Annotated in this window: 19 protein-coding genes and 2 pseudogenes; 4 read left to right on the plus strand and 17 right to left on the minus strand. The window is 51.5% G+C overall.

What is annotated here, in order from left to right; genetic code table 11:
* The first annotated feature begins 185 nt into the window (after positions 1-185).
* Entirely contained in the window at positions 186-1,394 is a 1,209-nt protein-coding gene (locus ACTBDZ_RS03340) for a retroviral-like aspartic protease family protein (RefSeq protein WP_438814237.1), read from the plus strand.
* A 75-nt stretch (positions 1,395-1,469) separates the two neighbouring features.
* On the opposite strand, the gene phoU is transcribed toward ACTBDZ_RS03340, so the two are convergent.
* From phoU to ACTBDZ_RS03370, 6 genes are all read right to left on the minus strand, one after another.
* Complete coding sequence (phoU, locus tag ACTBDZ_RS03345) at positions 1,470-2,204, minus strand: phosphate signaling complex protein PhoU (protein WP_195313242.1); 735 nt, start codon at positions 2,202-2,204, stop codon at positions 1,470-1,472.
* A gap of 14 nt (positions 2,205-2,218) precedes the next feature.
* The gene (gene pstB / locus ACTBDZ_RS03350) at positions 2,219-2,995 is read right to left on the minus strand and encodes a phosphate ABC transporter ATP-binding protein PstB (RefSeq protein WP_438814238.1); all 777 of its coding nucleotides are present in this window, start codon (positions 2,993-2,995) and stop codon (positions 2,219-2,221) included.
* Between the two features lie 51 nt (positions 2,996-3,046).
* A complete protein-coding gene (gene pstA / locus ACTBDZ_RS03355; RefSeq protein ID WP_438814239.1) occupies positions 3,047-3,934 on the minus strand; it encodes a phosphate ABC transporter permease PstA in 888 nt (295 codons plus the stop codon).
* Positions 3,934-4,893 carry a phosphate ABC transporter permease PstC gene (gene pstC / locus ACTBDZ_RS03360; protein WP_438814240.1) on the minus strand — a complete coding sequence of 320 codons (960 nt, stop codon included), beginning with the start codon at positions 4,891-4,893 and terminating at the stop codon, positions 3,934-3,936. The genes pstA and pstC overlap by 1 nt, the downstream gene beginning before the upstream one ends.
* 143 nt (positions 4,894-5,036) lie before the next feature.
* Positions 5,037-6,080 (minus strand): phosphate ABC transporter substrate-binding protein PstS, encoded by a 1,044-nt coding sequence (pstS, locus tag ACTBDZ_RS03365; protein WP_438814241.1) that lies wholly within the window; start codon positions 6,078-6,080, stop codon positions 5,037-5,039.
* Positions 6,081-6,364: 284 nt separating this feature from the next.
* A complete protein-coding gene (locus ACTBDZ_RS03370; protein WP_438814242.1) occupies positions 6,365-7,204 on the minus strand; it encodes a LysR family transcriptional regulator in 840 nt (279 codons plus the stop codon).
* 67 nt (positions 7,205-7,271) lie between these two features.
* Here ACTBDZ_RS03370 and ACTBDZ_RS03375 point away from each other — a divergent pair, with 67 nt between their 5' ends.
* Positions 7,272-7,883, plus strand: a complete 612-nt coding sequence (locus ACTBDZ_RS03375; protein ID WP_438814243.1) for a LysE family translocator — start codon at positions 7,272-7,274, stop codon at positions 7,881-7,883.
* A gap of 68 nt (positions 7,884-7,951) precedes the next feature.
* Here ACTBDZ_RS03375 and glmS read toward each other — a convergent pair whose 3' ends face one another.
* Both glmS and glmU read right to left on the minus strand, forming a co-directional pair.
* The gene (gene glmS, locus ACTBDZ_RS03380) at positions 7,952-9,784 is read right to left on the minus strand and encodes a glutamine--fructose-6-phosphate transaminase (isomerizing) (protein ID WP_438814244.1); all 1,833 of its coding nucleotides are present in this window, start codon (positions 9,782-9,784) and stop codon (positions 7,952-7,954) included.
* A 178-nt stretch (positions 9,785-9,962) separates the two neighbouring features.
* A complete protein-coding gene (gene glmU / locus ACTBDZ_RS03385) occupies positions 9,963-11,336 on the minus strand; it encodes a bifunctional UDP-N-acetylglucosamine diphosphorylase/glucosamine-1-phosphate N-acetyltransferase GlmU (protein ID WP_438814245.1) in 1,374 nt (457 codons plus the stop codon).
* Positions 11,337-11,347: 11 nt separating this feature from the next.
* Here glmU and ACTBDZ_RS03390 point away from each other — a divergent pair, with 11 nt between their 5' ends.
* Both ACTBDZ_RS03390 and ACTBDZ_RS03395 read left to right on the plus strand, forming a co-directional pair.
* A complete protein-coding gene (locus ACTBDZ_RS03390; RefSeq protein ID WP_438814246.1) occupies positions 11,348-11,506 on the plus strand; it encodes a hypothetical protein in 159 nt (52 codons plus the stop codon).
* 235 nt (positions 11,507-11,741) lie between these two features.
* Positions 11,742-13,878: pseudogene (locus ACTBDZ_RS03395) on the plus strand (right-handed parallel beta-helix repeat-containing protein).
* 311 nt (positions 13,879-14,189) lie between these two features.
* Here ACTBDZ_RS03395 and ACTBDZ_RS03400 read toward each other — a convergent pair.
* From ACTBDZ_RS03400 to atpI, 9 genes and pseudogenes are all read right to left on the minus strand, one after another.
* On the minus strand, positions 14,190-14,609 hold the full coding sequence (locus tag ACTBDZ_RS03400) for a F0F1 ATP synthase subunit epsilon (protein WP_438814247.1): 420 nt from the start codon (positions 14,607-14,609) through the stop codon (positions 14,190-14,192).
* Positions 14,610-14,628: 19 nt separating this feature from the next.
* Entirely contained in the window at positions 14,629-16,011 is a 1,383-nt protein-coding gene (gene atpD, locus ACTBDZ_RS03405; RefSeq protein ID WP_438814248.1) for a F0F1 ATP synthase subunit beta, read from the minus strand.
* Positions 16,012-16,043: 32 nt separating this feature from the next.
* Complete coding sequence (gene atpG, locus ACTBDZ_RS03410) at positions 16,044-16,907, minus strand: F0F1 ATP synthase subunit gamma (RefSeq protein ID WP_438814249.1); 864 nt, start codon at positions 16,905-16,907, stop codon at positions 16,044-16,046.
* A 52-nt stretch (positions 16,908-16,959) separates the two neighbouring features.
* Positions 16,960-18,501, minus strand: a complete 1,542-nt coding sequence (gene atpA / locus ACTBDZ_RS03415; RefSeq protein ID WP_438814250.1) for a F0F1 ATP synthase subunit alpha — start codon at positions 18,499-18,501, stop codon at positions 16,960-16,962.
* A gap of 12 nt (positions 18,502-18,513) precedes the next feature.
* Positions 18,514-19,047, minus strand: coding sequence for a F0F1 ATP synthase subunit delta (gene atpH / locus ACTBDZ_RS03420; protein ID WP_438814251.1), 534 nt, complete (start codon positions 19,045-19,047; stop codon positions 18,514-18,516).
* 14 nt (positions 19,048-19,061) lie between these two features.
* Positions 19,062-19,526 carry a F0F1 ATP synthase subunit B gene (gene atpF / locus ACTBDZ_RS03425; protein WP_438814252.1) on the minus strand — a complete coding sequence of 155 codons (465 nt, stop codon included), beginning with the start codon at positions 19,524-19,526 and terminating at the stop codon, positions 19,062-19,064.
* Between the two features lie 60 nt (positions 19,527-19,586).
* Entirely contained in the window at positions 19,587-19,826 is a 240-nt protein-coding gene (atpE, locus tag ACTBDZ_RS03430) for a F0F1 ATP synthase subunit C (protein ID WP_005976545.1), read from the minus strand.
* 50 nt (positions 19,827-19,876) lie between these two features.
* Complete coding sequence (atpB, locus tag ACTBDZ_RS03435) at positions 19,877-20,647, minus strand: F0F1 ATP synthase subunit A (protein ID WP_438814253.1); 771 nt, start codon at positions 20,645-20,647, stop codon at positions 19,877-19,879.
* 37 nt (positions 20,648-20,684) lie between these two features.
* A pseudogene (gene atpI / locus ACTBDZ_RS03440) lies at positions 20,685-21,068 on the minus strand (F0F1 ATP synthase subunit I).
* Positions 21,069-21,120 lie beyond the last annotated feature (52 nt).

Below are 21,120 nucleotides of genomic sequence, written 5' to 3' on the forward strand. Positions count from 1 at the left end.
AGTATTGGTGACAGACCACCACAAGTATCCAACCTCAATTCTGTTCACAAGACCATCGTTGATGTTCTCGGCGAGCGATACCGTCGAATTTATTCTTAAAGTAGGTGCGGAATGACGGTTATATATTGTTTATATATTGTTTATATAAACAGCAATAGAATTTTCAAAAAATTCAGCAAGCAGGAATGAAAATGCCTCTAAGCCATGAAAAAACAACCCAAATAGCATCAATATTACTTTGTTTATCAAGCGTGACCGGGTGCGATTATCTGGAAAAGAACCCGCGTGAAACGCAAAATAATAAAAAAGCAGGGACCGTTCTCGAAACGAGTATTGAAGATGACATCGTTATCCCCGTCGTGATAAACAACAAAACATTAAACTTTCTCGTTGATACTGGTGCCAGCGTAACCTTTATTGATGAAAAAATAGCGAACACGATAACACGCCCTTTACTCTCATCAGAAATTCCACAGAATTATCGTCAGGAATTTTCAAACGTCGCAACGGTTTCTGGACGATTGGAGGGACATCAATTTGCCCTATTGAAACCAACCACCTTCGTCATCGGCACAAAAGAGATCAATGACAGCGACATATGGGTTTCTCTCGATTTATCACTGCTGACGCAATCGATGGGAACAAAAATAGATGGCATTATCGGTATTGATACGTTTAGACGGTTCAATTGGAAAGTCGATAATGACAAAAAAAAGGTTGTTATTTCCGACAAGCTCCCCTCCGCATCGGATTATCAGGCGTGCACCGGCTATGATGACAGTTACAACCGGATGCCACAACTCTGGTTTAAATATAAAAATAATGATGTGGCCTTTCGCATGGATACCGGCGCCGATCATAGCTTCGTTTCCAATGAATTCCTCAATTATGTCAAAGAGAACAAGCTATCGCTTGAATTATTGTCTAGCAATGAACCGATGGCTGAAGCGGGTGGCTTAACAAAAAGCACCCAATATATCTTACAGGACTTTGTATTTAATGGGTTGCCATTAAATAAAATGGAGTTTTCAGATAATCAGGAAGGGAAATTTCATGTCGGGATGGATTTCCTGTCTCGGTTTAAACGCTATACGTTTATACCTTCGCGCATGATGTTTTGCTATGACGCTGACTCTATTGAAAAAAACAGCATTCCTCATGAACGTTCCATTGCAGTTCGCTATATGGATGGAAGCATTGAAGTGTTTTACAACAATAATGAAGAAATACAAAAATACGGATTAAAAAATGGTGATAAGATATTAACCATCAACAACACCACATATGCACCAGAAAAAATAAAAACAGTGAGAAAATTGTTACTTCAGGAGCCCAAAGGAACATTGGCACTGACTATTCAGCGTGAAAATCAAGTAATGGATATTATATTGTAAAACAACGCGTTTAGCGCATGCCCTGCCTATCAACATCAATACTACGCCCCTAACGGGGCGTAGTAGCCTGCAACATCACTGAGGTGCAGGTCCGTTTTTCTCTTTCTCCAGCAGTTTTTCCAGCGCATCACCACCAATATGGCGGAAATCCTGCCCTTTAACGAAGTAGAAAATAAACTCGCAGATGTTCTGGCAACGGTCGCCGATGCGTTCGATTGAGCGGGCGCAAAACAGCGCGGTCAATACGCTCGGAATGGTACGTGAGTCTTCCATCATGTGCGTCATCAGTTGGCGCACAATGCCTTCATACTCTTTATCGACCTTCTTGTCTTCGCGATAAATACGGATAGCTTCATCCAGATCCATGCGCGCAAAGGCGTCCAGTACGTCATGCAGCATTTCTACCGTATGACGACCCAACGATTCCAGGCTAACCAGCAAAGGCTGATGCTGATGCGAATATTTCTCCAACGCGGTGCGACAGATTTTATCCGCTACATCGCCAATACGCTCCAGTTCAGAAATGGTTTTGATGATTGCCATCACCAGACGCAAATCACTCGCCGTTGGTTGACGCTTGGCGATGATACGCACACAGGCTTCATCGATGGTCACCTCCATTAAGTTCACCTTGGCATCACCTTCAATCACGCGCTGGGCCAATTCCGCGTCACGGTTGTGCATTGCCGTAATGGCATCCGTCAGTTGCTGCTCAACCAAACCGCCCATGGTCATCACCTGGGTACGAATGTGCTCAAGCTCAGCGTTGAACTGCCCGGAAATGTGTTTGTTCAGATTCAGATTGTCCATGATGCTTCCTGTAATCAACCATAGCGACCGGTAATGTAGTCTTCGGTCTGTTTCTGTTTGGGCGCGGTAAACAGGGTATCTGTATCGCTAAATTCGATCAGTTCGCCCAGGTACATAAATGCCGTATTATCCGAACAGCGTGCCGCCTGTTGCATGTTGTGGGTGACGATCACCACGGTATAATCTTTCTTCAATTCGGAAATCAGCTCTTCGATGCGGCCCGTAGAGATAGGGTCCAGCGCCGAACAAGGTTCATCAAGCAGCAATACATCGGGACGGATAGCGATACCGCGCGCAATGCACAAACGCTGCTGCTGACCACCCGAGAGACTGTATCCACTCTGGTGCAGCTTATCTTTGGTTTCCTGCCACAATGCGGCTTTGGTCAATGCCCACTGCACGCGCTCATCCATATCGGCGCGGGAAAGTTTTTCGAACAAACGCACACCGAAGGCAATATTGTCATAAATCGACATCGGGAACGGGGTTGGCTTCTGGAACACCATGCCCACCTTGGCACGCAGCAACGCCACATCCTGCTTGTCAGTAAGAATGTTGTTACCATCCAGCAAAATATCCCCTTCCGCGCGCTGTTCCGGATACAGTTGATACATTTTATTCAGCGTGCGCAACAGCGTGGATTTGCCGCAGCCAGACGGGCCGATAAATGCGGTCACCTGATTGGTGGCAATATCCAGCGTAATGTCTTTCAGCGCATGGAATTTTCCGTAATAGAAATTCAAATTGCGCACCTGGATTTTGTGGTTGGATGTCTCGGTAGCCATACTCATTAAGACTTCTCTCTTTTAACTGGTGTGTCGTCCGACACACCGTTGAATCCATTAATGTTTCTTTTTCGCGAACAAAATACGCGCGACAATGTTCAGCAGCAGCACGCACAGAGTAATCAGTAGCACCCCCGCCCAGGCCAGCTGTTGCCACTCGACAAACGGGCTCATGGCAAACTTAAAGATGGTGACGGGCAGGTTGGCAATCGGGTGCATCATGTCGGTGTTCCAGAACTGGTTGGACAGCGACGTAAACAGCAACGGTGCGGTTTCCCCGGCGATACGAGCAATGGCCAGCAGCACGCCGGTGATAATGCCGGAGACAGAGGCTTTCAATGTGATGGCCGAAATCATTTTCCACTTCGGCGTTCCCAGCGCATAGGCCGCTTCACGCAGGCTATCGGGAACCAGTTTCAGCATGTTCTCCGTGGTACGAATCACGATAGGCACCTGCAATAGCGCCAGTGCAATCACCCCCGCCCACCCTGAGAAGTGCTGCATCTTTGTCACGACAATCGAGTAGACAAACAAGCCAACCACAATCGAAGGTGCTGACAATAAGATATCGTTAATAAAGCGAATCACTTCGGCAACAATGGATTTGCGACCATATTCCGCTAGGTAGATACCCGCCATAATGCCGAGCGGTGTACCAAAGACCGTGGCCCAGAAAATCAGCAATCCACTACCGACAATGGCGTTGGCAAGCCCACCACCTGCGGTATTGGGCGGTGGCGTCATTTCGGTAAACAACGCCAGCGACATGCCGTCGATCCCTCTCACCACGGTAGAGAACAGGATCCACACCAGCCAGAACAGGCCAAATACCATGGTGGTCATGGAGAGGCATAGCGCAATGCGGTTCTTCTGGCGACGCCAGGCCTGCATTTTCTGCCAGGTACGCGCCAGTGTGGCTTCTTGTTCCATTCCTAACGCCGCCATTAGCGTGCCCCCTCATTTTTTGCCAAACGCATAATCATCAACTTAGACAGCGCCAACACGATAAAGGTAATCACAAACAGGATAAGACCAAGCTGCATCAATGCTGCCGTATGCAGGCCAGATTCCGCTTCGGCAAACTCGTTCGCCAGCGCGGAAGTGATACTGTTGCCAGGCATAAACAGCGACAGGCTGTCCAACTGGTAGGTGTTACCGATAATAAAGGTCACCGCCATGGTTTCACCCAGTGCACGCCCCAACCCCAGCATGACGCCGCCAATCACCCCGTTTTTGGTGTAAGGCAATACGATGCGCCAAATCACTTCCCAGGTGGTGCAACCAATGCCGTAGGCTGACTCTTTCATCATTACCGGTGTTTGCTCAAACACGTCGCGCATTACGGCAGCGATATAAGGAATGATCATGATGGCCAGAATCACACCGGCGGCCAGAATACCGATACCAAACGCCGGACCAGAGAACAGCGTGCCCAAAATAGGAATGCCGGACAGGATACTTCCGACCGGTTGCTGGAAGTATTTGGCAAACAACGGTGCGAAGATAAACAGACCCCACATGCCGTATACGATACTCGGAATGGCGGCCAATAATTCAATGGCAACACCCAATGGGCGTTTTAACCAGTTCGGTGCCAGTTCGGTCAGGAACAAGGCGATACCGAAGCTGATAGGGATAGCAATGATCAAGGCAATCAAAGAGGTCACAATGGTGCCGTAAATCGGTACCAGTGCACCGAACTGCCCGGCAGGCGCGTCCCACTCTTTGGTCCACAGGAACGCCAGACCAAACTTCTCAATGCTCGGCCAGGATGCCACGATCAGGGATACGATGATGCCGCCCAGCAACAGCAGAGTCAGCAGCGCAGAGGCTCTTACCATCGCGCTAAAGATGACATCGCCTAGCTTTCCGGGGGCTTTCATGGTTGGCTTATACTCCGCCATAGGGCTCTCTTCTTCAGTGTTATACCCATCAATTCGGGTATGTTGCATTTGACAGGCAAAGGCGGACGGGCTTCCCGCCCATCCTCCATAACTGATGTCAGTGCCTTGTTAACCGCTCAAGGGCTTGCATAGCGTTTCAGTGCTTATTTAAACAGCGCGTTACCGCTGCTGTCTTTTACACTGGTTTTCCACGACGCGCGGATCTGCTCAACCACTTCGTTTGGCAGAGTAGCGTAATCTAGCGCTACCGCTTGCTCACCGCCTTTCTTGAACGCCCAGTCAAAGAACTTCAGCACTTCAGCGCCCTGCTCTGGTTTGTCTTGTTTCTGGTGAACCAGAATGAAGGTGGTAGACGTGATGGGCCATGCGTCAGCACCGTGTTGGTTGGTCAGGTCCTGGGCAAAAGATTTGCTCCAGTCGATACCCTTGGCCGCGTTGCTGAACGTTTGGCCGGTAGGCTGAACCACTTTACCATCGGCAGAAACCAGCTTGGTGTATGCCAGGTTATTTTGCTTGGCATAGGCGTATTCAACGTAACCGATAGAACCCGGCAGACGCTGAACGAACGCGGCAATACCGTCGTTACCTTTACCACCCAGACCAGTAGGCCAGTTAACCGTAGAACCGGAACCCACTTTTTCTTTCCATTCCTGGTTTACTTTCGCCAGATAGCCGGTGAACACGAAAGACGTACCAGAACCGTCAGCACGACGTACAACGGCAATATCCTGATCCGGCAGCTTGGCATTCGGGTTCAGTTTAGTGATAGCCGGGTCATTCCATTTCTTGATTTTACCCAGGTAGATATCGCCCAGCGTCTTGCCATCCAGCGTCAGATCGTCAGATTTAATGCCAGGGACGTTAACGGCCAGAACGATCCCGCCGATCACGGTAGGGAACTGGAACAGGCCATCTTCAGCCAGTTTCTCATCAGCCAGCGGCGCATCAGATGCACCGAAATCAACGGTTTTTGCTTGAATCTGCTTAACGCCGCCAGAAGAACCAATACCTTGGTAGTTAACTTTATTACCCGTTTCTTTCTGGTAAGAGTCCGCCCACTTTGCGTAGACCGGCGCTGGGAACGTAGCACCTGCACCGGTAAGGTTAACAGCAGATGAGGCGTTGGCCGCCGTCAGGGAGAAGGTTGCCATAACAAAACCGGCAATCATGGTACGCATCAGTTTCATAATCCCTCCTGTGGGATTTTTTAAAGGTGTCGACCCAGATTCTTTATTGATCAGAGTGTAGTTCGCAGGAGGAAAAATAGGACAATTACATGACAGTAAAATGTATTTAATATGACATTTTTATGACACACAAAAAATATTCACGATCAATTGCATTAAACGCAGCATTTTACCTGAAGAAACGCGGCGTTGATTCAGGCCATAGCGCGTAACCAGACCAATAAATCTGCCTGAAAAGTATCAGGTAATAAAGGGGAAGACGACAGCAGACAGTAACAGGAACCCTACTCGACAAATCCCAGCGGTGCAGCCAGAACGCCACTGGCAATATCATCTCTGACCAATTGCCACGGCCCAATGGCAACCCCTAATCCGGCAACGGCAGCCTGTAAGCTGAAATAAAAATGCTCGAACGTTTGTCCGCTATTGTCATGCAGCGGGTGTTGTGTGATCGCACTCCATGTTTGCCAGGCACTTAAACGCGTGCGGCTGTGTAAACGGGGCGCAGCGGTTCGCAATGACAACCCGTTTTCAGCGGGAGAAAACCAGTCAGTCACGTTATCAGGCCGGCACACAGGCCCGACTTTTTCACTGAACAGGTATTCTGCATGGTAACCGTCAGGTAACGGGAAATCATCGCGCCGAATGGTCAAATCAATGCCAGTGTTAAATGAAAATGCTCCTCCGCCAGCAACCAGATGAATATCCCGATCCGGATGTTTTGCCTGAAACGCTGGCCAACGGGGGATCAGCCAACGCATCAGCAATGTGGGTTCACATGACACCACCCAGCGCCGCTGCTGGCGCGTGCTGGCACGCAGTTCACTGGTGGCGCGCTGCATGACCGTCAATCCTTCATTCACCGCCTGTGCCAGCGTGCGGCCTGCTTGCGTCAGAAAAACACGGCGACTGCGCCGTTCAAACAGCGCAACCCCTAAGTCATCCTCCAGCATACGCACCGCACGACTAATTGCACCGTGCGTAAGATGTAACACTTCGGCGGCACGCGTGAAGTTCTCAAACCGTGCTGCGGCTTCAAAACAGCGCAAGGCGATCAGTGAAGGAAGGCGGTTTTGATTTACGTCTAATGGTGAGTCTAACTCACCATTACTGTCAGAAATCATCGTTAGTTATCCCTACATCGTTTGCATAGCATATTGATATCTAATTCTATGTTAAAAAAGGTTATGTATGGTTGAATATCTCGCTGTATTCACAATAACACTGTTTGCCGTTATTAGCCCAGGGCCTGATTTTGCCATGGTGACGCGCAATAGCCTGATGCTGTCGCGCCGTGCGGGAATCTTAACGGCTGTCGGGATCGGTGGTGGCTTTCTGGTCCATGTGAGCTATACCCTGATAGGCATCGGGTTGATCATTCAGCAATCACTGTGGCTGTTCAATATGATCAAACTGATTGGCGCGGCATACCTCATTTGGCTTGGAGTGAAAATGTTACGAGCCAAACCCGCCAGCGCCCAGCCCGATACCGGTATCGCCTCCGTCTCTAATTGGATAGCGCTACGCACCGGCTTTCTCACCAATGCGTTAAATCCCAAAGCAACGGTATTCATCGTCAGCCTGTTTATGCAGGTAGTAAGCCCACAGACGCCATTGGCGGTGCAAATCGGTTACGGTATTTTTATTTCGGTAGCGCACATCTCATGGTTTTGTCTGGTCGCCCTGTTCTTCTCTCCCGGCGCGATCCGTGAACGACTGCTCGACGTGCGTCATTGGATCGACAGAACCTTTGGCGGCGTATTGGTAGGATTGGGGGTGTTGTTGGCTTTGGCGCGACGTTGAACGCTTATCACATAAAAAAACCTGCCCATATAGGGCAGGTCCTGTTATGCAGCGCAGTATAACGGCAGTTACTCTACCGTCACCGATTTCGCCAGGTTACGCGGTTGGTCAACGTCGGTGCCTTTGATCAGCGCCACGTGGTAGGAGAGCAACTGCAACGGCACGGTGTAGAAGATTGGGGCAATCACCTCTTCCACATGCGGCAGCGGAATGATGCACATGTTTTCGCTGCTGGTAAAGCCCGCTTCTTCATCGGCAAACACATAGAGCTCACCGCCGCGCGCGCGCACTTCTTCGATGTTGGATTTCAGTTTTTCCAACAGCTCATTGTTGGGCGCTACCACTACCACAGGCATATCCACATCAATCAGCGCCAGCGGGCCGTGCTTCAACTCACCCGCCGCGTAGGCTTCTGCATGGATGTAGGAGATCTCTTTAAGCTTCAGCGCCCCTTCCATTGCGATAGGGTACTGATCGCCGCGCCCCAGGAACAGCGCATGGTGCTTATCCGAGAAACCTTCTGCCAGAGACTCAATCAGCTTGTCCTGCGACAGCATCTGCTCGATACGCGCAGGCAGCGCTTGCAGGCCGTGAACGATGTCGTGCTCAATTTGGGCATCCATACCGCGCAGACGGCCAATACGCGCCACCAGCATCAGAAGCACCGTTAGCTGGGTGGTAAACGCCTTGGTAGACGCCACACCGATTTCCGTACCGGCTTTGGTCATCAACGCCAAATCAGATTCACGGACCAGCGATGATCCTGCCACGTTACAAATGGCCAGCGATCCCAGATATCCCAGCTCTTTGGACAAGCGCAGCGCTGCCAGCGTATCCGCCGTTTCACCGGATTGGGAAAGGGTGATCATCAGGCTATCGGCGCGCACCGCCGGTTTGCGATAGCGGAATTCAGAGGCGATTTCCACATCACAAGGCACACCTGCCAATGCTTCAAACCAGTAACGGGAAACCATGCCTGAGTTGTAGGACGTGCCGCAGGCAATAATCTGGATATGCTGCACCTTGGCCAGCAGTTCATCCGCCTTCGGGCCCAGTTCAGACAGATTCACTTCACCGTGGCTAAAACGCCATTCCAGGGTGTTTTTGATCGCCAGCGGCTGTTCGTAAATCTCTTTCTGCATGTAATGGCGATAAGCACCTTTGTCACCAGAGTCGTAATTGACTTTGGATTCAATCTCTTCACGCTCAACGACATCGCCCTCGCGGTTGAAAATACGCACAGTGCGGCGCGTCACTTCAGCCACGTCGCCCTCTTCCAGGAACATAAAGCGGCGGGTAACCGGCAGCAGAGCCAGTTGGTCAGACGCGAGGAAGTTTTCACCGACACCACGGCCAATCACTAGCGGACTACCGGAACGGGCAGCCACCAGCACGCTCGGATCGCGGCTGTCCATCACCACCATACCGTAAGCACCACGCAGCTGAGGGATCACGAGTTTTACCACGTCAACCAGCGCACCGCCGGTCTGTTGCTGTTCCCAGTGCACCAGGTGCGCAACCACTTCGGTATCAGTTTCAGAAACAAAACGATAGCCACGCCCGATCAGCGTTTCACGCAGTGGTTCGTGGTTTTCAATAATGCCGTTGTGAACAATGATAATAGGACCGGAGACGTGCGGGTGCGCATTCTCTTCTGACGGCTCACCGTGCGTTGCCCAACGGGTATGAGCAATGCCCGTACCGCCCGCAAGCGGATGCTCTTCCACCGCTTGCGCCAGTATCTGTACCTTACCCAAGCGACGTACGCGGGCAACGTGCCCCTCTGCGTCAACCACCGCCAACCCCGCAGAGTCATAACCACGGTACTCAAGGCGGCGAAGCCCTTCTAACAAAATTTCAGAAATATCGCGTTGCGCAACTGCGCCTACAATTCCACACATGGATGTGTATTCCTATACGCGTGACATATTGTGTCACTTTCGACGTCTTAGACCTGATCGTGCCGATTTTTCCGGCGTCCCCGAGCCTTGTAGAGAGTGGGGATTATTATGTTTTGCGGAGTGCTTTAGCCTAAAACACTGTGCAAAACCGCCTCCACGAAATGGGAGGCGAGATCACTTATTTTTTCTTAACGGGCCGCGCCCAACCTGAAATATGACGCTGTTTTACCCGTCTTATCACCAGCGCATTCTCTTCCACATCGCGCGTTACTGTGGTGCCAGCACCGATGGTCACGCCACTGGCTACGGTCACAGGGGCCACAAGTTGACTGTCAGAACCGACAAACACCCGATCACCAATCACGGTTTTGTGCTTGTTGGCACCGTCATAGTTACAGGTGATGGTGCCTGCACCAATATTCACATCATCACCAATTTCCGCATCGCCAAGATAGGTCAAATGGCCTGCTTTGGAACCTTTGCCCAAGCGCACCTTTTTCAACTCAACAAAATTCCCAACGTGTGCACCCTGTGCCAGCTCGGCCCCCGGTCGCAGGCGCGCAAAGGGCCCTACCGTACACTCAGCGTCCAAAAACGCATTTTCTAACACGGTGTACGGGCTGAGGACACAGTCATCACCGATCACGCTGTCTTTGATGATACAGCCCGCACCAATCTCAACCCGATTCCCTAATGAGACCTGGCCTTCAATGATCACATTAGCATCAATACTCACATCACGTCCGTGCGTCAATGTCCCACGCAGATCAAAACGCTCGGGATCGAATAACATGACGCCCGCCAGCAGCAGTTTATTGGCCTGTTCCCGCTGATAGACACGCTCCAGAGTCGCCAGTTGCAGGCGGTTATTAACCCCTTCTACTTCGCTCAGATTATCAGGATGTACGGCTTCAATACGGCGGCCTTCTGAAGCGGCCATAGCGACAATGTCGGTGATGTAATACTCGCCTTGCGCGTTGTTATTGTTTAACTGGCTCAGCCAGCGTTTCAGATCCTGACCGTTTCCTGCCAGAATGCCGGTGTTGATTTCGTTAATCTGACGCTGCTGTTCCGTCGCGTCCTTGTGCTCGACAATCCCGACCACAGACCCGTTCTCATCGCGCACAATGCGGCCATAACCGGTGGGGTCGTCCAATTTCACCGTCAGAAGCGCAATGCCGCCCTGTGGCTTATCCGCCAGCAAGCGCGCCAGCGTGGCGGGTGATATCAAAGGAACATCACCGTACAGCATCAGAATATCTTCATCATCAGCAAAAAACGGCGCCGCCTGCTGCATAGCGTGCCCGGTGCCGAGTTGCTCCGCTTGCAGAACCCAATTCAAATCCGGGTTGGTTAACCTGTCTTTCAGTAAATCGCCACAGTGTCCGTAGACCAAATGCACCTGTTTGGCGCCCGTTTCCATAGCCGCATCAATCACATGCTGAACCATCGGCTTGCCAGCGAGCGGATGAAGTACTTTTGGAAGATCGGAATATATACGTGTTCCTTTGCCAGCGGCAAGGATAACCACGCTCATGACACTGTTAGACATGCACCACCCTGATGAAACGAATTGATAACCCACGGATTCAATTGGATGAAAGTAAACCCGTTATCGCTGCGGATTACTACATATTTTTCAACGAAAAATACCACAATGCCGCGCGTGGCGAGGAAAAAGAAAGTGTACCCAAGTCTAAACCTTACTGGTGGTTTTTTTAATTCCTCTTTTCCGAAAAATGGCTAAAACGCGACGGCGGATAATGAATTCCGGTTTCAGGAAAAACAGACTTTTGTTTTATATGTTTCCATTTGTGACAAAAAAAAGAAACAGTGTTTCATTTTTTTTTCATCATAGCCACACAACTCAATAAACAATACCCAAGGGGATACAATGAAACTCAGTGCTTTACGGCTTGCCACGGTAGCCCTGGCGCCGTCCTTTCTGTTCCTTAGCATGACTGCACACGCAACTGAACAACCCGCTCCGGTATAGCACAGCATCGCCTTCGGCCAATCGACCGACGTTAACTTCTCCTCCAACGTTCTGCCGGAAAAAGTTGGCGTTAACGATGTCACCATCAACGGCAAAAAACTGACGGTTGACGATAAGGCCGACCTCTCAGCGCCGATCACCATCGAGAGCCGCGGCGGTAAAATTGCCAACACGCACGATGGGCTAACCTTCTTCTACACTACGCTGCCTGCCAATGTGAACTTTACCTTGCAAGCCACCGTGACCGTCGATCAGTTTGGCCCGGAAAATGGCGCTAAACCGGCCGCACAGGAAGGGGCTGGAATTCTGGTGCGCGACATTATCGGTGCACCGCGTCAAAATCCGTTGAAGGAAGGCTATGAGGAGTTCCCTGCTGCCTCCAACATGGTGATGAATGCCATCATGACGCAGGATAAGAAATCCCATACGGAAGTCCGGTTGCAAGCCATTGTGCGTAACGGCGTGCTGCAACCGTGGGGTAACGCGGGTGCCAAGATCACCAAGACCAATATTCAGGAAAAAATTAACCTGGAACAGACCCCTCCTTTCCGTATGAAGGTGGAACGTACCAATGACGGTTTTGTGACATCCTATGCGCCCAAAGACAGCGACAACTGGGTAAGCAAAGACGTGAAAGGGGCGGACCTCGTCACCAAACTGGATAAAGATCATTACTATGTGGGCTTCTTCGCATCACGTAACGCCAAAATCACTGTCAGTGATGCGCAGTTGACGACTTCTCCGGCACAAACCAAAGCGTCACCGGAATTCAAATTTGCCGCATTTGCCCCGGTATTGCAGGTGATGTCCTCGACCAAGAGCGCGAGCGATAACTATGACGTGCAACTACGTGCCAACTATGCCGGTACCGTCACCATCACTCAGGGCGATAAAGCGCTGGGCGCAGCACATACCGTTAAAGCCGGTGAGACGCTAAGCGTTCCTGCCAAGCTGAGCGCAGGGCAGTGACTTCAAAATCGTTTATCTGCCAACAGAAGGTGATGATAAAGCAGCGAAAGAAGCAACGTTCAGCGTAGAGAAAGTCAAACTGGCCGATGCCAAAAATGTCTATGTTTCTGCGCAAGGTCAGGCAAGCAACGATGGCAGCAAAACTGCCCCGTTAGATTTCGCAACCGCTATTAACGTATTGCCAGCAGGAGCAACCTTATGGCTAGCAGACGGCGATTACAGTGCTTCTTCCATTCCCGTCAGCGCCAGCGGCAGCCAGAAAGCACCGAAAAAACTGTTCGCTCAGGGCAAAAAAGCAGTGATTCACGGCCTGCAACTGAATGCCAGCCATTGGCATGTGAAAGGCGTCGAAATCACTGAGAAGCCGTTCCGTATCGAAGGCAGCTACAACACCATCGAACAAGTACTGGCGCATCATTGTGACGACACAGGGATTCAGGTTTCTTCTTCCTGTGACGTAGGCCGTCCGCTGTGGGCAAGCCACAACCTGATTCTGAACTCGGAATCACACAGCAACCAGGATCCAGGCAAAATCAACGCCGACGGTTTTGCGGTGAAAATGCGCGTGGGTGAAGGCAACGTGATTCGCGGTGCGTTCTCTCACAACAACATCGACGATGGTTTTGACCTGTTCAACAAGATTGAAGACGGCGCTAACGGCGTTGTGGTGATCGAGAATTCAATTGCCATGAACAACACCAGCAACGGTTTCAAAATGGGCGGCGAAGGTCAGCCGGTTGCGCACAAAGTGAAAAACAGCATCGCTGTTGGCAACCAACTGGATGGTTTTACTGATAACTTCAACCCCGGCGCGCTGGTGGTAGAAAACAACATGGCTCTGGATAACCAACGCTTCAACTTTATTTTCCGTCCAAGTCCTTACTCTGGCCCGGAAAAACAAGGCGTGTTTAAAAACAACGTCTCCCTGAAAACCCAAGAAGGCAAGTACGACGACGCCGTGGTGGGTAACGTGGACAACAGCAACTTCTTTATCAAAGACGGTCGCTCTGTTAACGCTCAGGGAAAAGAGATAACCGTGAAGAACTTTGTCTCCGTTAAAGTACCGGAAACGTTCGCACGCGATGCGAAAGGTAACCTGGTACTGGGTGATTTCCTCAAGAAGAAATGATTGACTGAAAAAAGCCAGATAAGCGGTGGGGATAATCCCCCGCCGTTCAGTCTGATGATAAAGTCACTTTACACCTCATCATCTTCGGCTTATCTCTCGTCATCCTCGGCGAAAGCCGGGGATCTCTGTGAGAATAAACGCGTTTCTTCTGCACGAGATTCCCGCCTTCGCGGGAATGACGGTGATGGGTGGTAATGACGGTGGGAATAGGGCAATTTACCAGCAACCTCAGCGGCGGGAATAACCCCGCCATTTTTTGTCTATAAAAAAAGGCCGATCGCTAGATCGGCCTTTTTTACTGAATGCGCAAGTTACATCGCTTTTTTAGTCAGCTCAATAACACGCAGCTTCGCAATCGCTTTCGACAATTCTGCTGAAGCCTGTGCGAAATCCACATCGCCATGCGAATTGCGAATGTGATCTTCCGCTCTACGCTTGGACTCCAGCGCGCGCGCTTCATCAAGGTCCTGCCCACGGATGGCGGTATCGGACAGCACGGTCACGGAGTTCGGTTGCACCTCAAGGACGCCGCCGGACAGATAGATATACTCTTCTTCACCGTGTTGTTTAACGATACGCACCATACCAGGTTTAATGGCAGTGAGCAGCGGGGCGTGACCAGGGTAGATACCCAGTTCGCCCTCACTCCCCGTCACCTGGATCTTTTGCACCAGGCCTGAGAACATTTCCTGTTCTGCGCTAACGACATCCAGATGGTAAGTCATAGCCATATCAACCTCCTAACAGACGTTACAGTTTCTTGGCTTTTTCCACTGCTTCGTCAATGGAGCCAACCATGTAGAACGCCTGCTCCGGCAGATGGTCGTATTCACCGTCCATGATGCCTTTAAAGCCGCGGATGGTGTCTTTCAGTGACACGTATTTACCCGGAGAACCGGTAAATACTTCTGCCACGAAGAACGGCTGCGACAGGAAGCGCTGGATTTTACGCGCACGGGCAACGACCAGTTTGTCTTCTTCAGACAGCTCGTCCATACCCAGGATCGCGATGATATCCTTAAATTCCTGATAACATTGCAGAATGGACTGCACGCCACGCGCTACGTCGTAATGTTCCTGACCAACCACCAGCGGATCCAATTGACGGCTGGTGGAATCCAGCGGGTCAACGGCCGGGTAGATACCCAGAGACGCGATTTGACGGCTCAGTACCACAGTCGCATCCAAGTGGGCGAAGGTGGTGGCTGGCGACGGGTCAGTCAAGTCATCCGCAGGGACGTATACGGCCTGTACAGATGTGATAGAACCGGTTTTGGTAGAGGTGATACGTTCTTGCAGCACGCCCATCTCTTCCGCCAGCGTCGGCTGATAACCTACCGCAGAAGGCATACGACCCAGCAGTGCGGATACTTCCGTACCGGCCAGGGTATAACGGTAGATGTTATCGACAAACAGCAGTACGTCACGGCCTTCATCACGGAATTTTTCCGCCATGGTCAGGCCAGTCAATGCTACGCGCAGACGGTTGCCTGGCGGCTCGTTCATCTGGCCGTAAACCAGTGATACTTTGTCGATAACGTTGGAGTCGGTCATTTCGTGGTAGAAGTCGTTACCTTCACGGGTACGTTCCCCTACACCGGCAAATACGGAGTAACCGGAGTGCTCGATCGCGATGTTACGGATCAGCTCCATCATGTTTACCGTTTTACCTACACCAGCACCACCGAACAGGCCCACTTTACCGCCCTTGGCGAACGGACACATCAGGTCGATAACCTTGATACCCGTTTCCAGCAGTTCCTGGGAGTTGGAGAGCTCTTCGTAGCTCGGCGCCTGACGGTGAATCGCCCAACGCTCTTCTTCGCCGATCTCGCCTTTCATGTCGACCGGTTCGCCCAGTACGTTCATGATACGGCCCAGCGTGGCTTTACCTACCGGTACTTCGATCGGATGGCCCAGGCTGTTCACTTTCAGCCCGCGACGCAAACCGTCAGAAGAACCCATTGCAATACAACGAACAACGCCGCCGCCCAACTGTTGCTGCGTTTCCAGCACCAGTTTTTCAGCACCGTTTTCAACCTCAAGCGCATCGTACACGTTAGGTACGGCATCTTGCGGGAACTCGACGTCGACCACGGCGCCGATTACCTGGATGATCTTTCCAGTTGCCATCTTGAACCCTCTACGTAATTCGTAAACCTGGTTTAAACCGCGGAGGCTCCCGATACGATCTCGGTGAGTTCCTGCGTGATGCTGGCCTGACGAGCCTTGTTGTAAACCAACTGCAACTCTTTGATCAGGCTACCGCCGTTGTCCGTTGCAGCTTTCATCGCAACCATACGAGCGGCCTGTTCACTGGCCAGGTTTTCTACGACGCCCTGATAAACCTGAGACTCCACATAGCGGCGCAACAGGGTATCCAGCAGCGACTTAGGATCGGGTTCATACAGGTAATCCCAGGATTTCTTCTTCAGTTCGCCATCGTCCGCAGGAGGCAGAGGCAGAAGCTGAACCACTTGGGGTTCCTGAGACATGGTATTGATGAACTTGTTACTCACAATGTACAGCTTGTCCAGACGACCTTCGTCATAGACTTGCAGCATCACTTTTACCGGCCCGATCAGTTCGGACAGGCTAGGGTTATCCCCCATGCCGGTAACCTGAGCAACAACGTTACCGCCCACAGAACCGAAGAACGAAACCCCTTTGGAACCGATCATCGCCAGATCGCTCTGTACGCCTTTATCGCTCCAGGCTTTCATGTCTGCCAGCAATTTTTTGAACAGGTTAATGTTCAAGCCACCGCACAGGCCACGATCCGTGGACACCACCAAATACCCGACGCGCTTAACGTCACGCTCTTCCAGGTACGGATGTTTATATTCCAGATTCCCTAACGCCAGGTGACCAATCACCGTGCGGATGGTCTCTGCATAAGGACGGCTGGCCGCCATACGATCCTGCGATTTACGCATTTTGGAAGCGGCGACCATTTCCATCGCTTTAGTGATCTTCTGCGTGTTCTGGACGCTTGCGATCTTACTACGTATCTCTTTTGCGCCGGCCATCTTTGCATCTCCTCAATGCCCGTAGGCCTGCCATCAGGCAGGCCTACGGGCGTTACCAGGACTGGGTTGCCTTGAAGGTATCAAGGATAGTTTTGAACTTACCCTCGATCTCATCGTTATAAGCACCAGTCTGGTCGATTTGTTGCAGAAGATCGCCGTGTTCGCGGTCGGCATACGCCAACAGCGCCGCTTCGAAGCTACCTACTTTCGCCAGTTCAACATCAGCCAGATAGCCACGTTCAGCGGCGAACAGCACCAGAGACTGCTGCGCAACCGACATCGGCGCATACTGTTTCTGTTTCAGCAGTTCAGTTACTTTCTGACCATGATTCAGCTGCTTACGCGTTGCATCATCCAAATCCGAAGCGAACTGGGAGAACGCCGCCAGTTCACGATACTGCGCCAGTGCGGTACGAATACCACCGGACAGTTTCTTCATGATCTTGGTCTGCGCTGCACCACCCACGCGGGATACGGAAATCCCTGGGTTAACCGCAGGACGGATACCGGCGTTGAACAGGTTCGATTCCAGGAAGATCTGACCATCGGTAATCGAGATTACGTTGGTCGGAACGAACGCGGAAACGTCACCCGCCTGAGTTTCGATGATCGGCAGCGCCGTCAATGAACCGGTTTTCCCTTTAACTTCACCCTTGGTAAACGCTTCTACGTAATCGGCGTTAACGCGTGCCGCGCGCTCCAGCAAACGGGAGTGGAGGTAGAAAACATCACCAGGGTAAGCTTCACGACCTGGCGGACGACGGAGCAGCAGGGAAATCTGACGATAAGCGACGGCCTGTTTGGACAAGTCATCGTAAATGATCAGTGCATCTTCACCGCGGTCACGGAAGTATTCACCCATCGCACAACCGGCATACGGAGCCAGATATTGCAGTGCGGCAGATTCAGACGCCGTTGCGATCACAACAATGGTGTTGGCCAATGCGCCGTGCTCTTCCAGTTTACGCACCACGTTGGAGATAGTGGAAGCTTTCTGGCCGATGGCAACGTACACGCACTTGATGCCGGAATCACGCTGGTTGATGATGGCGTCGATAGCCAGTGCGGTTTTACCCGTCTGACGGTCGCCGATGATCAATTCACGCTGACCACGACCAATCGGGATCATGGCGTCAACGGACTTGTAGCCCGTCTGTACCGGCTGATCAACGGATTGACGTTCGATAACGCCCGGTGCGATCGCTTCTACCGGAGAGAACCCGTCGTTCTCAACCGGACCTTTGCCGTCGATAGGTGCACCCAGGGTGTTCACCACGCGGCCCAGCAGACCACGGCCAACCGGCACTTCCAGAATACGGCCGGTACACTTGACCTTCATGCCTTCGGCGAGGTCAGCGTACGGACCCATCACCACCGCACCAACAGAGTCGCGCTCCAGGTTCAGGGCGATAGCGTAACGGTTGCCGGGCAGGGAGATCATCTCCCCCTGCATCACATCGGCCAGGCCGTGTACGCGAATGATCCCGTCACTGACGGAAACAATAGTACCTTCATTGTGAGCTTCGCTCACCACATTGAACTGAGCAATGCGCTGCTTGATCAGTTCGCTGATTTCGGTGGAATTCAGTTGCATGCTCCAGTCCCCTTAAGACTGCAAGACGTCTGCGAGGCGTTCCAGACGGCCGCGAATGCTGCCATCTATCACCATATCGCCCGCGCGGATCACCACGCCTGCGACAACAGACTTATCAATTTTGCAATTCAGCTTCACTTTGCGTGACAGGCGTTTTTCCATGGCGGAAGTAATCTTGTCCAGCTGCGGTTCACTCAGTGCGCTCGCGGAGGTGACTTCGACGTCAACCGTCGACTCCTGCGCGGCGCGGAGTTGCGCAAACTGTTCCAGAACTTCAGGAAGCACCAGTAAACGCCCATTTTCCGCCATCACCTTAATCAGGTTCTGGCCGGGCTCATCCAGCTGATCGCCACACACGTCAATGAAAGTGCTCGCCAACAGATTCGGTGCCATAGCACCGGACAGCAGAGCGACAACCTGTTCATTGCGTGTGACTTTAGCGGCAAACGCCAGCATGTTCTGCCAGCGTTCAACGGCCTGATGTTCAACCGCAAAGTCAAAAGCTGCTTTGGCGTAGGGGCGAGCTACCGTGACAAATTCAGACATCGGCCCCTCCCTCCTTACAGTTCAGCGACCAGTTTATCAACGATGTCGCTGTTAGCAGCTTCATCCACGGAACGTTCAATAATCTTCTCGGCACCGGCAATCGCCAGCATGGCAACCTGTTTACGCAGCTCTTCACGAGCACGTTTACGTTCGGCTTCAATTTCAGCCTGCGCCACGATTTTGCTACGTTCAGCTTCTGCTTCCGCTTTGGCCTCATCCAGGATCTGAGCACGGCGTTTATTGGCTTGCTCGACGATCACCTGAGCTTCCGCTTTGGCTTTTTTCAGCTGATCGGTGGCATTGGCCTGCGCTAAGTTCAAATCTTTTTTGGCACGTTCCGCAGAAGCCAAACCGTCAGCAATCTCTTTCTGACGCTTCTCGATGGCAGCTATTAACGGCGGCCATACAAACTTCATGCAAAACCAGACAAACAGGACGAACGCAATGGCTTGGCCGAGGATTGTTGCATTAATATTCACAGCACAATGCCTCTTTTAAGTTAAATAATTGATGTTAAATACCTAACCGGCGTTACCGGGTTAGGCGACCGCAAACATCACATACAGGCCCAGACCAACAGCAATCATCGGGATGGCGTCAACCAGACCCATAACGATAAAGAACTGTGTACGAAGCAGAGGAATCAGGTCAGGCTGGCGAGCCGCGCCTTCCAAGAATTTACCACCCAGAATGCCGATACCGATCGCAGCACCGATCGCCGCCAGACCCATCATCAACGCGGCAGCCATGTACAGCAGATCCACACTCAGGTTTTCCATGACAGTCTCCAGTTTGTTTCAGTTAGAACGTTATTGTGTTGAAAGAAAAATCAATGCTCTTCAGATGCCATCGAGAGATAAACAACCGTCAGAACCATGAAAATAAAGGCCTGAAGCGTAATGATCAGGATGTGGAATATTGCCCAAGGCACATTCAACAACCATTGCGACCACCACGGCAGCAAACCGGCAATCAGGATGAAGATCAACTCACCCGCATACATGTTGCCAAACAGTCGCAAGCCGAGTGAAACCGGTTTGGACAGCAGGCTGACACCTTCAAGAATCAGGTTGATGGGAATAAAGACCGGATGGTTGAAAGGTTGCATGGTCAGTTCTTTTACAAAACCGCCAACGCCTTTCATTTTGATGCTGTAGAACAGCACCAGGATAAACACGCCCAGCGCCATGGACAGTGTGATGTTGACATCCGCCGTCGGTACTACGCGCAGGTAAGGCAATCCAATCCAATGCTCGCCGATAAAGGGCAGAAGATCGATCGGAAATAGGTCCATGGCGTTCATCAGGAACACCCAAACGAAAATGGTCAGCGCCAGAGGGGAGATAAGTTTGCTTTTACCATGGAACATGTCACGCACGTTGCCATCAACAAAACCGATGATCATCTCCACAAAGGTTTGCAGTTTACCGGGCACGCCGCTGGTCGCGTTCTTTGCAACCTTGCGGAAAATGACCAGAAACAGGATCCCAAGTGCGATTGAGAAAAACATCGAATCGACGTTAATAGACCAGAACCCCGAACCTACCTGTAAATGTTTCAGGTGATGACCGATATACTCTTGGGGAGTAGATGCAGACATGATGTTCCTTACCCTGTTGTTGTTAATACGGTAACGGTTAACGAATCTTACGGTTAACGATGGCTGGCGCCACTATCTGCATTATCAGCACCGCCAGGTAGGTCAGACCAAGGGGAACAAACGCCGCCTTGAACAGACCCAACGCCACCACCAGCAACGCGATGGTGATAAATACTTTCAACACCTCGCCAATGGCAAACGACCAGGCAACACGCCCTTCTATGGGCTTACCCGCCTAATGACGCAAGGCGAACAGCACAAAGCACACGTTCGGCAGCCATACCGCCAGTCCTCCGGCTAAAGCGGAAGCGCCCGCCTCAACACTCCGCAGGCAAAAAACGGTGCTGACCAAAACGAACGTAGCCGCCTGTAGCATCAACCCCAAAAAGGCCGGTTTTCCACTGTAAAGGGAGACAGACATGCGTTTTGCTCTTCATTCCTTTTCCAGAGGCTGACTGACGTATAAAACTGCC

This window comes from Symbiopectobacterium sp. (assembly GCF_051710365.1).
Taxonomy (GTDB): Bacteria; Pseudomonadota; Gammaproteobacteria; order Enterobacterales; family Enterobacteriaceae; genus Symbiopectobacterium.

Coding starts and splice junctions, on each gene's coding strand:
- ACTBDZ_RS03340 (WP_438814237.1), top strand. CDS start 186: ATGAAAATGCCTCTAAGCCATGAAAAAACAACCCAAATAGCATCAATA.
- phoU (WP_195313242.1), bottom strand. CDS start 2,204: ATGGACAATCTGAATCTGAACAAACACATTTCCGGGCAGTTCAACGCT.
- pstB (WP_438814238.1), bottom strand. CDS start 2,995: ATGAGTATGGCTACCGAGACATCCAACCACAAAATCCAGGTGCGCAAT.
- pstA (WP_438814239.1), bottom strand. CDS start 3,934: ATGGCGGCGTTAGGAATGGAACAAGAAGCCACACTGGCGCGTACCTGG.
- pstC (WP_438814240.1), bottom strand. CDS start 4,893: ATGGCGGAGTATAAGCCAACCATGAAAGCCCCCGGAAAGCTAGGCGAT.
- pstS (WP_438814241.1), bottom strand. CDS start 6,080: ATGAAACTGATGCGTACCATGATTGCCGGTTTTGTTATGGCAACCTTC.
- ACTBDZ_RS03370 (WP_438814242.1), bottom strand. CDS start 7,204: ATGATTTCTGACAGTAATGGTGAGTTAGACTCACCATTAGACGTAAAT.
- ACTBDZ_RS03375 (WP_438814243.1), top strand. CDS start 7,272: ATGGTTGAATATCTCGCTGTATTCACAATAACACTGTTTGCCGTTATT.
- glmS (WP_438814244.1), bottom strand. CDS start 9,784: ATGTGTGGAATTGTAGGCGCAGTTGCGCAACGCGATATTTCTGAAATT.
- glmU (WP_438814245.1), bottom strand. CDS start 11,336: ATGTCTAACAGTGTCATGAGCGTGGTTATCCTTGCCGCTGGCAAAGGA.
- ACTBDZ_RS03390 (WP_438814246.1), top strand. CDS start 11,348: ATGAAACGAATTGATAACCCACGGATTCAATTGGATGAAAGTAAACCC.
- ACTBDZ_RS03400 (WP_438814247.1), bottom strand. CDS start 14,609: ATGGCTATGACTTACCATCTGGATGTCGTTAGCGCAGAACAGGAAATG.
- atpD (WP_438814248.1), bottom strand. CDS start 16,011: ATGGCAACTGGAAAGATCATCCAGGTAATCGGCGCCGTGGTCGACGTC.
- atpG (WP_438814249.1), bottom strand. CDS start 16,907: ATGGCCGGCGCAAAAGAGATACGTAGTAAGATCGCAAGCGTCCAGAAC.
- atpA (WP_438814250.1), bottom strand. CDS start 18,501: ATGCAACTGAATTCCACCGAAATCAGCGAACTGATCAAGCAGCGCATT.
- atpH (WP_438814251.1), bottom strand. CDS start 19,047: ATGTCTGAATTTGTCACGGTAGCTCGCCCCTACGCCAAAGCAGCTTTT.
- atpE (WP_005976545.1), bottom strand. CDS start 19,826: ATGGAAAACCTGAGTGTGGATCTGCTGTACATGGCTGCCGCGTTGATG.
- atpB (WP_438814253.1), bottom strand. CDS start 20,647: ATGTCTGCATCTACTCCCCAAGAGTATATCGGTCATCACCTGAAACAT.